Here is a 12660-nt window from a genome sequence, read left to right on the forward strand (position 1 = left end):
GCCCAAAAAATTACAGAGAACCCTTGGTCGAGGGAATGACGCCGGCCGCGCGCGGATCGCGCTCCAGCGCGGCGCGCAGGGCGCGGGCGAAGGCCTTGAAGATGGTTTCGCACTGGTGGTGGGCGTTGAAGCCCTTCAGGTTGTCGATGTGCAGCGTCACCCCCGCATGGTTCACGAAGCCCTGGAAGAATTCGTACACCAGCTGCGTGTCGAGCTGGCCGATGCTGCCGGCGGTGAACTTCACGTCCATGTGCAGCCCGGGGCGGCCCGAGAAATCGACCACCACGCGCGACAGGGCTTCATCGAGCGGCACGTAGGCATGGCCGTAGCGGCGGATGCCCTTCTTGTCGCCCACGGCCCGCGCGAACGCCTGGCCGATGGTGATGCCGACGTCTTCCACCGTGTGGTGGCCGTCGATGTGCAGGTCGCCCTCGCAGTCCACCTGCAGGTCGATCAGCCCGTGGCGGGCGATCTGGTCGAGCATGTGGTCGAAGAAGCCGATGCCGGACGAGAGGCGCGCCGCGCCCGTGCCGTCGAGGTTGATGCGCACGCTGATGCGCGTCTCGGCGGTGGTGCGGCTCACTTCGGCGATGCGGTCGGCCGAAGCCTCGGACGAGGGCGAGGAAGGAACGAGTGCGGAGGAAGTCATAGGGAGGCCTGGAGCGCGGCCAGCATCTGGGCGTTGTCGGTGGCGCTGCCGACCGTCAGGCGCAGGCATCCGGCCAGCAGTGGGTGCATTGTAGAAACGTTCTTGACCAGGACCTTGCGCTCCTTCATGCCGGCGAAGGCACGGGCCGCGTCGGGCACGCGCACCAGCACCATGTTGGCCTCGCTGTCCCACACGCGTTCGACGCCCGGCATGGCGCGCAGGTCGGCCAGCAGCTGGGTGCGGGCGGCGCGCAGCTCGGCGGCCTGGGCGGCGAAGACCTCGGCATGCTCCAGTGCGAACAGCGCGGCCTCGCAGTTGAGCACGCTCACGTTGTAGGGCGGGCGCACCTTGTCGATCTCGTTCACCAGCGCCTCGGGGCCGATGAGGTAGCCCAGGCGCACGCCGGCCAGGCCGAACTTGCTGAGCGTGCGCATCAGCAGCACGTGGCCGTTGCGTTCGGGCTCGGCGCGCATGCGGGTGATCCAGCTGCGGCTGGCGAAGGGCTGGTAGGCCTCGTCCATCACCACGATGCCGCCCTGCTCGCCCACCGCGTCCACGACGCGCTGCACCACGGCCTCGTCCCACAGCGTGGCGGTGGGGTTGTTGGGATAGGCGATGTAGGTGATGGCGGGGCGGTGCTCGGCGATGGCGGCGAGCATGGCGGCCTCGTCGAGCTCGAAGTCGGGCGTGAGCGGCACCCCCACGAAATCCAGCCCCTGCAACTGGGCGCTCATCGGGTACATCACGAAGCCCGGCATGGGCGCGAGCAGCTTCGCCCGGCCACCGGCATGCGGCTGCGCGCAGGCCAGTGCCAGCAGGGTGATGAGCTCGTCGGAGCCGTTGCCCAGCAGCACCGCGCTGCCTTCGGGCGCGCCGGCATACGCGGCCAGCGCCGCCTTCAGGTCGTTCTGGCGCGCGCCGGGGTAGCGGTTCAGCTCCAGCGCGCCCAGGCGCTGGCCGAGCGCGGCCTGCAGGTGCGCGGGCAGGCCGAACGGGTTTTCCATCGCGTCCATCTTCAACGCGTCGGTGGCGGGCTGCACGACGTAGGCGTGCATGGCGCGCACGTCGGGGCGGATGCGGTCGAGCGCCCGCAGGGCCGGGGGAGCGGTGATGGGGCGGTTCATGCGGCGGACTCCTTGGCGGGCGAGGGGGTGGCCCGTGCCGGCGGCACGGGCTGCAGGCGCAGCTCGGCGGCGCGCGCATGGGCCTGCAGGCCTTCGCCGTAGGCCAGTTCGGCGGCGATGGTGCCCAGCGCCTGCGCACCCTGCTCGCTCACCTCGATCAGGCTGCTGCGTTTCTGGAAGTCGTACACGCCCAGCGGCGACGAGAACCGCGCCGTGCCACTGGTGGGCAGCACGTGGTTGGGCCCGGCGCAGTAGTCGCCCAGGCTTTCGCTGGTGTAGGCCCCCAGGAAGATCGCGCCCGCGTGGCGCAGCAGCGGCTCCCAGCGGTGCGCGTCGCGGCTGGAGACTTCCAGGTGCTCGGGCGCGATGCGGTTGCTGATGGCGCAGGCTTCTTCCATGTCCTGGGTCAGGATCAGCGCGCCGCGGCCGGTGAGGCTCTTGGCGATGATCTCGGCGCGGGGCATCTCGGGCAGCAGGCGGTCGATGGCTTCCTGCACGGCATCGATGTAGGCCGCATCGGGGCACAACAAGATGGATTGCGCCAGTTCGTCGTGCTCGGCCTGGCTGAAGAGGTCCATGGCCACCCAGTCGGGCGGCGTGGTGCCGTCGGCCAGCACCAGGATTTCGCTGGGGCCGGCGATCATGTCGATGCCCACCGTGCCGAAGACGCGCTTCTTGGCGCTGGCCACATAGGCGTTGCCGGGGCCGGTGATCTTGTCCACCTTGGGCACCGTGGCGGTGCCGTGGGCCAGGGCCGCCACCGCCTGCGCGCCGCCGATGGTGAAGGCGCGGGTGACGCCGGCCACGTAGGCCGCGGCCAGCACCAGCGGGTTCTTCGCGCCCTGCGGCGTGGGCACGACCATGATGATCTCGCCCACGCCCGCCACGTGCGCGGGAATGGCGTTCATCAGCACGCTGGACGGATACGCCGCCTTGCCGCCGGGCACGTAGATGCCCACGCGGTCCAGCGGCGTGACCTTCTGGCCCAGCAGCGTGCCGTCTTCGTCGCGGTAGCTCCAGCTCTCGCCGCTGGCCCGCTTCTGCGCCTCGTGGTAGCGGCGCACGCGCGCCGCGGCGGCCTCCAGGGCGTCGCGCTGCACGGCGGGGAGCGCGTCGAAAGCCGCTTTCAGCTCGGCCTGCGTCAATTCCAGCGCCTGCATGCTTTGCGCCTGCAGGCCGTCGAAACGGTGGGTGTATTCCAGCACGGCCGCATCGCCGCGCTGCTGCACGTCGGCCAGGATGTCGGCCACACGCTGTTCGATGGCGGCGTCGGTGTCGGCAGACCAGTGCAGGCGCTGCTGAAATTTCTGCTCGAAATCGGCGTCGACCGTGGACAGGTATGCGGGTTTAGCTATTAATTTCATAGTCATTTACTCGAATCCGCGGCGGTGTCGGACTGCGTGTTCTGCAGATAGAACTCGTGCAGCTTCGCGCGCAGCAGCGCCTTGTCGGGCAATTGTGTCTGGTACTCCGCGATCAGCGAGGGCGAGGTGCTGCGGCTCAAGGCGTATTCGACCACCTCGTCGTCCTTGCTGGCACACAGCAGCACGCCGATGGCAGGACGCTCATGGGGCTTCTTGACATCGCGGTCCAGCGCTTCGAGGTAGAAGTTGAGCTTGCCCAGATATTCCGGCTCGAAACGGCCCACCTTCAGTTCGATGGCCACTAGGCTGTTGAGGCCGCGATGAAAGAACAGCAGGTCGAGCGCGAAGTCCCGCCCGCCGACCTGCAAGGGGTATTCGCTGCCGACGAAGCAGAAATCCCGGCCCAGCTCGATCAGGAAGTCCTTGAGCCTGGCGAGCAGGCTCTGGTGAAGGTCGGCCTCGGCATGGCCGGAAGGCAGCCCGAGGAATTCGACGACGTAGCTGTCCTTGAAGATGCTGGCGACGTCCGGGTGGGCTTGCATCGCAAGAGGCGAGGCTTGCAGCGGATGAAGCACCGTGCGCTCGAAAAGGGCGGCCTTGAACTGACGCTCCAGTTCCCTCTTGCTCCACCTCTCACGAGCCGTCAACCGAACGTAGAACTCACGCTCTTCAGGACGCTTGCCCTGGCTGAGGATGATCAGGTGATGAGTCCACGGAATTTGTCTCACCAGTGGTGCGACTAATTCGTTGCCTGAGTAGGCTTCGTACAGCTGTCGCATCCGGAACAGGTTGGCCCGGGTGAATCCGCGCAGCCCCGGCTGCGTGCGGGCCAGGTATCGGGCGAGTTCGTCCACCACGCCGTCGCCCCACTCGGCCGCTGCGATCCTGCGGCTGATGCGCTCGCCGATCTGCCAGTACAAGTCGACCAGCAAGGTGTTGACCGCCTGCACAGCCTGCTGCCGGGATGCAGCGACCAGGCGGGCGATGTCAGCGAAATCGGCGGTTTGCGGAACGGTGGTCACGACGTGGCCCGGCCTGTCTTCACTCGGGCGCTATGGCCCCGGCAAACGCATCGATGATGCTGCGCAGTGGCGCCTGCTTGAGCTTCAGGGCCGCCTGGTTCACCACCAGGTGCGAGCTGATGTCCATGATGCGCTCCACTTCCACCAGGTGGTTTGCCTTGAGCGTGTTGCCGGTGGAGACCAGATCGACGATGGCGTCGGCCAGGCCCGTGAGCGGAGCCAGCTCCATGCTGCCGTAGAGCTTGATCATGTCCACGTGCACGCCCTTGGCGGCGAAGAAGTCGCGCGCGATGGCGGTGTACTTGGTGGCGACCTTCAGGCGCGAGCCCTGCTTGACGGCGCGCGCGTAATCGAAGTCGCTGCGCACGGCCACGCTGACGCGGCAGCGGGCGATGCGCAGGTCCAGCGGCTGGAAGAGGCCCTGGCCGCCGTGCTCGATCAGCGTGTCCTTGCCGGTTACGCCCAGGTCGGCGCCGCCGTACTGCACATAGGTCGGCACGTCGGAGGCGCGCACCAGCACCACCCGCACGTGCGGCTGGTTGGTCGGCAGGATCAGCTTGCGGGATTTTTCCGGGTCTTCCAGCACCTCGATGCCGGCGGCGGCCAGCAGCGGCAGGGTTTCCTCGAAGATGCGGCCCTTGGACAGGGCCAGGGTGATGGTGCTGTTCATTGAAGTCTTTCGATATCGGCGCCCAGGCCGCGCAGCTTGGCTTCCATGCAGTCGTAGCCGCGGTCCAGGTGGTAGATGCGGTCGACCACGGTCTCGCCGTCGGCCACCAGGCCGGCGATGACCAGGCTGGCAGAGGCCCGCAGGTCGGTGGCCATCACCGTGGCGCCCGAGAGGCGCGCCGCGCCCTCGATGACGGCGACCTTGCCGTCGGTGCGGATGCGCGCGCCCAGGCGCAGCAGCTCGTCCACGTGCATGAAGCGGTTTTCGAAGATGGTCTCGGTGACCGTGGCCGTGCCCTGGGCCACCACGTTCAGCGCCATGAACTGCGCCTGCATGTCGGTGGGAAAGCCCGGGTACTCGGTGGTGCGGAAGCCCTGGGCCTTGAGCCCGCCGGCGCCGCCGCTGCGCACGCGGATGCCGCCCTCTTCGGCCTGCACCTGCACGCCGGCTTCGCGCAGCTTGTCGATCACCGCGTCCAGGTGGTCGGCGCGGCCATGGCGCAGCAGCGCCTCGCCGCCCGTGGCGGCCACGGCGCAGAGGAAGGTGCCGGCCTCGATGCGGTCGGCCACCACGCGGTGGGTGCAGCCGTGCAGCCGCTCCACGCCCTGGATGCGGATGCGGCTGGTGCCGTGGCCTTCGATCTGCGCGCCCATGGCGATCAGCATCTCTGCCAGGTCGGTGATCTCGGGCTCCTGCGCGGCGTTCTCCAGCACCGTCTCGCCCTCGGCCAGCGTGGCGGCCATGAGGAAGTTCTCGGTGCCCGTCACCGTGACCATGTCGGTGGTGATGTGCGCGCCCTTCAGGCGCGTGCGGCCGGCGGCCAGCTTGGCGATCATGTAGCCGTGCTCGACCACGATCTCGGCGCCCATGGCCGAGAGGCCCTTGATGTGCTGGTCGACCGGGCGCGAGCCGATGGCGCAGCCGCCCGGCAGCGACACCGTGGCCTCGCCGAAGCGCGCCAGCAGCGGCCCCAGCGCCAGCACCGATGCGCGCATGGTCTTGACCAGCTCGTACGGCGCCTCGGGCGTGTTCAAGCCGCTGGCGTCGATGTGCACGTCGGTGGAAACGCCGTTCTCCACCCGGTCGTCGCAATCGGCCACGGCGGGCCGGTCGATCGCCACGCCCATGTTGCGGATCAGCGTGAGCATGGTGGCCACGTCCTGCAGACGCGGCACGTTCAGCAGCGTGACCAGCTCGGCCGTCAGCAGCGCGGCGCAGAGTTCGGGCAGCGCCGCGTTCTTGGCGCCGGAGATGAGCACTTCGCCGTGCAGCGGCCGGCCGCCGCGAATCAGGAGTTTGTCCATGGCGTTTCGCCCGATGTTCTTGGAGTCAAAATCAGCCCAGGCGCTTGACCCATAAGCGCCTATAGCTATTATTTTTATAGCGAATCGAGTACCGACTCAGCCGTTCGACGGCTGCGCCGCCCATTCGGCGGGGGTGAAGGTCTTCATCGACAGGGCGTGCACCTCGTCGGTGTGCATCTTGGTGCCCAGGGTGGCGTAGACGCGCTGGTGGCGCTGGATGGCGCGCTTGCCCTCGAACTCGGACGACACGATGGTGGCGTACCAGTGGCGGCCGTCGCCTTCGAGCGCGATGTGCTCGCATGCGAGGCCGGAGGCGATGAGGTGCTTGAGGTCGTCTGCGGTCATGGGGTTTTTCAGTTTCTGATCTTGTAGCCGGTGCGCAGCAGGTGCACGGCCAGCGCGCTCACGGCCAGCCAGGCGAAGCCGACGATGGCCAGGCTCAGCCACGGGGACGTATCGCTCTGCCCGAAAAAGCCGTAGCGGAAGCCGTCGATCATGTAGAAGAACGGGTTCAGATGGCTCACGGTCTGCCAGAAGGGCGGCAGCGACTGGATGGAGTAGAAGACGCCCGAGAGGAAGGTCATGGGCACGATGACGAAATTCTGGAAGGCCGCCATCTGGTCGAACTTGTCGGCCCAGAGGCCCGCGATCAGGCCCAGCGTGGCCAGCAGCGCGGCGCCCAGCAGCGCGAACACCACGATCCAGAGCGGCGCGGCGAATTCGGGCCGGGCAAACGCCAGCGTAACCACGAACACCCCCAGCCCCACAGCCAGCCCGCGCACGATGGACGAGCCCACGTACGCCACGAACCAGCCCCAGTGCGACAGCGGCGTGAGCAGTACGAAGACGAGGCTGCCCATGATCTTGCTCTGCACCAGGCTGGACGAGCTGTTGGCGAAGGCGTTCTGCAGGATGCTCATCATCACCAGGCCCGGCACCAGGAACGCGGTGTAGCCGATGCGGTCGTAGACCTTCACGTGGTCTTCGAGCACGTGGCCGAAGATCAGCAGGTAGAGCACGGCGGTGAGCACCGGCGCGGCGACGGTCTGGAAGCTCACCTTCCAGAACCGCAGGATCTCCTTGTAGAACAGGGTCTGCCAGCCGGTCATAGCGCCACCTCGCCCAGGGGAATGTTGGAGGCCGAGGTGCCGGACATCACCTGCAGGAACACGTCCTCCAGGTCGGGGCGGCGAATCTCCAGGTCGTGCACGTCCACGCCCGCCACGCGCAGCGCGGCCAGGTGGCTTTCGATCTCGGCCGCGTCCTGGGCCGGCAGCTGCACGATGCGGCCGGTGACCCGCGCCAGCACCGCCAGCGCCGGGGGCAGCGCCACGTCGGTCTTGAACTGCAGCACGCTGCCCGAAGCGGCCTGCAGCAGCTCGGACGTGGTGGCCAGCGCCACCACCTGCCCGCCGCTGGCGCCGCGCTTGAGCATGGCGATGCGGTTGCAGAGCGCTTCGGCCTCTTCCAGGTAGTGGGTGGTGAGCAGCACCGTGTGGCCCTGCTTGTTGAGGCGGGCGACGAACTGCCACAGCGTCTGGCGCAATTCCACGTCGACCCCGGCCGTCGGCTCGTCCAGCACGATGATGGGCGGCTTGTGCACCAGCGCCTGCGCGACCAGCACGCGGCGCTTCATGCCGCCCGAGAGCTGGCGCATGTTGGACGTGGCCTTGTCGGCCAGGCCCAGGTTTTCGAGCAGCTCGTCGATCCAGGCGTCGTTGTTCTTCACCCCGAAGTAGCCGGACTGGATGCGCAGCGCCTCGCGCACGTTGAAGAACGGGTCGAACACCAGCTCCTGCGGCACCACGCCCAGCTTGCGGCGGGCGGCGGCGTAGTCGGACTGCACGTCGCTGCCCTGCACCAGCACGCGGCCGCCGGTGGCACGCGCCAGCCCGGCAAGGATGCTGATGAGTGTGGTCTTGCCGGCGCCGTTGGGGCCCAGCAGGCCGAAGAACTCGCCCTCCTCGATGTCAAGGCTGACGCCATCGAGCGCCTGGAAAGGGCCCTTGGCCGTGTGGAAGGTCTTGGAGACGGATTGGAAGGAGACGGCGGGCATGGGCATGGGAGCCCGCGATTTTACGGCCTCGGTGTGCAAGCGGTGGGCCCGGGGCCATCGGCGCCGGGCCGCCCGGCACGCGGCGCGGCGCAGCGGGGGCGCCCGGGTGTGGGCGGGCGGGGTTCAGGCGGCGGGCAGGAGCTCGTCCACGCCGTAGAGGCCGGCCAGGGTGGCCAGCGCGGGGGGCAGCGACTTGACGGCGAAGGTCTTGCCCTCGGAGAGCGCGTTGCGGCGGCACTCGAGCAGCACGGCCAGCGCGGACGAATCGAAGGTGGTTAGCGCCGTGGCGTCCACCACCAGCGCCGGGTCGCGGTAGGCCTTCAGGCCTTCCAGCAGCATGCGCAGGCTCGCGGTGGCCTGCGCATGGGTCAGTTCGGGCGGAAGCACCAGCATGCGAGCCTCGGTACCGATCAGCTGGTCTTGCCGGCGTTGGTCTTGTTGCGCGCGGCCAGCGACTCGATCAGGCCGTCAATGCCCTTGGCATTGATCTCCTGGGCAAACTGGCTGCGGTAGGTATCGACCAGCCACACGCCCATCACGTTGAGGTTGTAGACCTTCCAGCCCGCGCCCTCGCCCGGGGTCTTCTCGAGGCGGTAGTCCAGCTGCACCGGCTCGCCCCGGCCCTTGATCTCGGTGCGCACCAGCACGTCCTTGTCTTCCGGCGACATGCGCAGGGGCTTGACGGTGATGGTCTGGTCGCTGACCTGGTTCAGTGCGCCCGAATAGGTGCGGATGAGCAGGGTCTTGAATTCGTCCTGCAGGCGCGCCTGCTGCTGCGGCGTGGCCTGGCGCCAGGCGGGGCCGGCGGCGGCGGCCGTCATGCGGCGGAAATTCACGTGCGGCAGGATGGTCTGGTCGACCAGGGCCACCACGCGGTTGATGTCGCCACGCTGCAGCGACTTGTCGGCGCGCACTTTCTCGAGCACGTCGGAGGACAGGCGCCGTACCAGCTCGTCGGGGGCTTCATCGGCCGCCCAGGCCGCCATGGGGCCCGCCAGTGTGGTGGCAGCGGCCAGTGCCAGGGCCCAGCGGCCCAGATCGCGTCGCAGAATCGTCATCTTTTTCATTCCTTTCGTCGGGCAGGCACCAACGAGTGCGCCTGCCATGGGTTCAAGCGGCATTGTGGGATTTCAGCCCGCGCGCAATGCGTCGGACGAGTACCCGGTTGCAAGTCGATGCAACAGCCGCGCCAGCGACATGCAGTGCGCCGTGCCGCCCACGGGACTCGGCCCGCGCCGGTGTCGGCGCCTTAGCCGACACGCCCCCCCGATACGGGGCGAACGGCGCTCAGTTCGGCTCGGGCGGCAGTTTGCCGGCGTCCGGGTCGTAGCCGTCGTCGTTGTTGTTGGTCGCGTTGCCGCCGCCCGCGCCGGTGGCGTTGCCGCCGCTGCCGCCGCTGCTGTTGCCGAACCCGATGGGGTCGACCTCCTGGGCGCGCACGCGCAGGTACACGTCGCGGGTGAAGGTGTAACGGTCCAGCGCGGCGGTCTCCAGCACATTGCCTGCCGACAGCAGGTTGGCACGGGTGTCCACCAGGCGCAGGGCGTAGAGCTGGTTGCGGGCCGACACCGGATCGACCACCTGCAGCAGGTTGCCACGCGCATCGACCGGCAGCGCCACCGTGTCGCGCACGGTGGAGGGGCCCAGCAGCGGCAGCACCAGGTAGGGGCCGGTCGGCACGCCGTAGCTGCCCAGGGTCAGGCCGAAGTCGGTGCGGCGGCGGGGAATGCCCATTTCCGAGGCGATGTCGAGCACGCCGCCCAGGCCGAACACGGTGTTGACGTTGAAGCGCACGAGGCTGTCCATGGCCTCGCTGCCCTTCAGCTGCAGCACGTTGTTCACGAAAGACCAGACGTCGTTCAGGTTCGAGAAGAAGTTGCTGACGCCGGTGCGGACGGGCGAGGGCACGGTGTCGCGGTAGGCGGTGGCGACGGGCTTGAAGACGGCGCGGTCGACCTGGTCGTTGAAGCGCGTCATCGTGCGGTTGTAGGGCTCGAGCGGGTCGCGCGGGTTGGCGTCGGGGCCGGTGGCGCAGCCGGCCAGCAGCAATGCGCCGATGGCCAGCGAGGCGGAGCCTGCGCCGCGCCGGGCGGCTGCCGGCAGGTGGTGGATGTGGTTTGTCATTGTCATTTCTTGTTTCCCGCGCCCGAGGCGCCCTCTTCGGCCTTGCCGTACAGGAACTGTCCGATCAGGTTTTCCAGCACGATGGCCGACTGCGTGGCGGTCACCACGTCGCCTGCGGCCAGGTTCTTTTCGTCGGCACCGGCTTCCACGCCGATGTATTGGTCTCCCAGCAGGCCGCTGGTGAGGATCTTGAACGAGCTGTCCTTCGGGAAGGCGTAGCGCTTGTCCAGGTCCAGCGTCACGTTGGCGCGGAAGGTCTGGTCGTCGAAGGTGATGGACTGCACGCGGCCGACCACCACGCCGGCGCTGCGCACCGCCGCCTGGGGCTTCAAGCCGCCGATGTTGTCGAACTTGGCGACGATGGGGTAGCCGGTATGGAAGTTCAGGCTCAGCAGGTTGGCCGACTGCAGGGCCAAGAAGACCAGCGCGGCACCGCCCAGCAGTACGAACAGGCCCACCCAGAGATCGTTCTTGGAATGCTGCATGTGAATTTTTCCTTGTGTATCGGGTGAGTCGGTGCGCGAGATTCAGCCGCGCCGCTCACAGGGTGAACATCAATGCGGTGAGGATGAAGTCCAGCCCCAGCACCGCGAGCGAGGCCGCCACCACCGTGCGGGTGGTGGCACGCGACACGCCCTCGGGCGTGGGCTTGGCGACATAGCCCTGGAACACGGCGATGAAGGTGACGGCCAGGCCGAACACCAGGCTCTTGATGACGCCGTTGCCCACGTCCTTGAACACGTCCACGCCGCTTTGCATCTGGCCCCAGAAGGCGCCGGTGTCGACGCCGATCATCAGCACGCCCACGATCCAGCCGCCGATGACGCCGACGGCGCTGAACACCGCCGCCAGCAGCGGCATGGCGATCACGCCGCCCCAGAAGCGCGGCGCGAGGATGCGGCGCACCGGGTCCACGGCCATCATCTCCATGGCCGACAGCTGCTCGCCGGCGCGCATCAGGCCGATCTCGGCGGTGAGCGAGGTGCCCGCCCGGCCGGCGAACAGCAGCGCGGTGACCACGGGCCCGAGTTCACGCACCAGGCTCAGCGTGACCACCAGCCCCAGCGCATTGGCCGAGCCGTAGCGCTGCAGCACGTTGTGGCCCTGCAGCGCCAGCACGAAGCCCACGAACAGGCCCGACATGGCGATGATCGAGAGCGAATAGTTGCCGAGGAAATGGATCTGGTCGCGCAGCAGCGCGGGCCGCCGCAGCGTGGGGCCGACCAGCGCCACGAGCCGCACGAAGAGACGCGTCGCCAGCCCCAGATCGGCCAGCTTGCTGCGTACGGCGAAACCTACGTCGGACGGACGCCACCAGCTCATCGCGCACCTCCGGCCTGCACACCGCCCACCGGGCCGAAGTCGTCGGCCAGCGTCGGGCCGGGGTAATGAAAGGGCACAGGGCCGGTGGGCAGGGCGTTGACGAACTGGCGCACCAGCGGGTCGGTGCTGGCGCGCACTTCGTCCGGCGTGCCCTGCGCCGCGACGGTGCCCGGCCCCAGCACGATGACGTGGTCGGCCACGCGGAAGGTTTCCTCCACGTCGTGCGAAACCACCAGCGTGGTCAGGCCCATGGCGTCGTTCAGTTGGCGGATCAGCTGCGCGGCGATACCCAGGGAGATGGGGTCGAGTCCGGCGAAGGGCTCGTCGTACATGATGAGCTGCGGGTCGAGCGCGATGGCCCGCGCCAGCGCCACGCGGCGGGCCATGCCGCCGGAGATCTGGCTGGGCATGAGCTCCCGCGCCCCGCGCAGGCCCACCGCGTGCAGCTTCATCAGCACGATGTCGCGGATCAGCTCCTCAGGTAGGTCGGTGTGCTCGCGCAACGGAAAGGCCACGTTCTCGAACACGCTCATGTCGGTGAACAGCGCGCCGAACTGGAACAGCATGCCCATGCGCCGGCGGGCGGCATAGAGCGCACCCGAGTCCATGCGGCCGACGTCCTGCCCGTCCACCAGCACTTCGCCCTGCTGTGCCTTCTGCTGGCCGCCGATCAGGCGCAGCACCGTCGTCTTGCCGCCGCCGGAGGCGCCCATCAGCGCCGTGACCTTGCCAAGCGGCACCGCCAGCGACACGTCGCGCAGGATCACGCGGTCTCCGTACGAGAACGTGACGTTGCGCAGTTCGACCAGGGCGGTGGGGGATGGCATGCGAGGGTGAAGTCGGCGGTGATGGAACGGGGACGCGGCGAATTGTCTCCGCAGACGGGAAAAGCGGCTGTGGGACGATGGTACCTTAAACATACATGCATGCATGTTTGCAGATTTCACCCCTTGGAATTGCTATATTTTTCATAGCTTAACGCGCTTGATGTGCCTGCGCGGGAGGCCGATTCGAATCGAAAACA

At 68.1% G+C, this 12660-nt stretch carries 15 protein-coding genes; all 15 read right to left on the reverse strand.

What is annotated here, in order from left to right:
- Positions 1-10 precede the first annotated feature (10 nt).
- Complete coding sequence (gene hisB, locus ABWV53_RS12000; RefSeq protein ID WP_353366118.1) at positions 11-649, reverse strand: imidazoleglycerol-phosphate dehydratase HisB; 639 nt, start codon at positions 647-649, stop codon at positions 11-13.
- Positions 646-1761 (reverse strand): histidinol-phosphate transaminase, encoded by a 1116-nt coding sequence (gene hisC / locus ABWV53_RS12005; protein ID WP_353366709.1) that lies wholly within the window; start codon positions 1759-1761, stop codon positions 646-648. Before hisC ends, hisB begins: the two co-directional genes overlap by 4 nt.
- 8 nt (positions 1762-1769) lie before the next feature.
- Positions 1770-3137 (reverse strand): histidinol dehydrogenase, encoded by a 1368-nt coding sequence (gene hisD / locus ABWV53_RS12010; protein ID WP_353366710.1) that lies wholly within the window; start codon positions 3135-3137, stop codon positions 1770-1772.
- 2 nt (positions 3138-3139) lie between these two features.
- Positions 3140-4159 carry a PDDEXK nuclease domain-containing protein gene (locus ABWV53_RS12015; protein WP_353366120.1) on the reverse strand — a complete coding sequence of 340 codons (1020 nt, stop codon included), beginning with the start codon at positions 4157-4159 and terminating at the stop codon, positions 3140-3142.
- 19 nt (positions 4160-4178) lie between these two features.
- Positions 4179-4829, reverse strand: coding sequence for an ATP phosphoribosyltransferase (gene hisG / locus ABWV53_RS12020; protein ID WP_353366122.1), 651 nt, complete (start codon positions 4827-4829; stop codon positions 4179-4181).
- Positions 4826-6133: a UDP-N-acetylglucosamine 1-carboxyvinyltransferase gene (gene murA / locus ABWV53_RS12025; RefSeq protein ID WP_353366124.1), complete on the reverse strand. Its 1308-nt coding sequence runs from the start codon at positions 6131-6133 to the stop codon at positions 4826-4828. Before murA ends, hisG begins: the two co-directional genes overlap by 4 nt.
- A gap of 96 nt (positions 6134-6229) precedes the next feature.
- Positions 6230-6478: a BolA family protein gene (locus tag ABWV53_RS12030; RefSeq protein ID WP_353366126.1), complete on the reverse strand. Its 249-nt coding sequence runs from the start codon at positions 6476-6478 to the stop codon at positions 6230-6232.
- Positions 6479-6486: 8 nt separating this feature from the next.
- A complete protein-coding gene (locus ABWV53_RS12035) occupies positions 6487-7242 on the reverse strand; it encodes an ABC transporter permease (RefSeq protein ID WP_353366128.1) in 756 nt (251 codons plus the stop codon).
- Positions 7239-8189, reverse strand: coding sequence for an ABC transporter ATP-binding protein (locus ABWV53_RS12040; protein ID WP_353366130.1), 951 nt, complete (start codon positions 8187-8189; stop codon positions 7239-7241). Before ABWV53_RS12040 ends, ABWV53_RS12035 begins: the two co-directional genes overlap by 4 nt.
- Positions 8190-8312: 123 nt before the next feature.
- Positions 8313-8582, reverse strand: a complete 270-nt coding sequence (locus tag ABWV53_RS12045) for an STAS domain-containing protein (protein WP_056668683.1) — start codon at positions 8580-8582, stop codon at positions 8313-8315.
- 17 nt (positions 8583-8599) lie between these two features.
- Positions 8600-9247 (reverse strand): MlaC/ttg2D family ABC transporter substrate-binding protein, encoded by a 648-nt coding sequence (locus ABWV53_RS12050; RefSeq protein WP_353366132.1) that lies wholly within the window; start codon positions 9245-9247, stop codon positions 8600-8602.
- 229 nt (positions 9248-9476) lie between these two features.
- Positions 9477-10313, reverse strand: a complete 837-nt coding sequence (locus ABWV53_RS12055; protein WP_353366134.1) for an MlaA family lipoprotein — start codon at positions 10311-10313, stop codon at positions 9477-9479.
- A gap of 2 nt (positions 10314-10315) precedes the next feature.
- Positions 10316-10798, reverse strand: coding sequence for an outer membrane lipid asymmetry maintenance protein MlaD (gene mlaD, locus ABWV53_RS12060; RefSeq protein WP_353366136.1), 483 nt, complete (start codon positions 10796-10798; stop codon positions 10316-10318).
- Positions 10799-10853: 55 nt separating this feature from the next.
- The gene (mlaE, locus tag ABWV53_RS12065; RefSeq protein WP_353366138.1) at positions 10854-11636 is read right to left on the reverse strand and encodes a lipid asymmetry maintenance ABC transporter permease subunit MlaE; all 783 of its coding nucleotides are present in this window, start codon (positions 11634-11636) and stop codon (positions 10854-10856) included.
- Entirely contained in the window at positions 11633-12463 is an 831-nt protein-coding gene (locus ABWV53_RS12070) for an ABC transporter ATP-binding protein (RefSeq protein ID WP_353366140.1), read from the reverse strand. The genes mlaE and ABWV53_RS12070 overlap by 4 nt, the downstream gene beginning before the upstream one ends.
- Positions 12464-12660 lie beyond the last annotated feature (197 nt).

The organism is Acidovorax sp. FG27, assembly GCF_040365715.1.
Taxonomy (GTDB): domain Bacteria; phylum Pseudomonadota; class Gammaproteobacteria; order Burkholderiales; family Burkholderiaceae_C; genus Paracidovorax.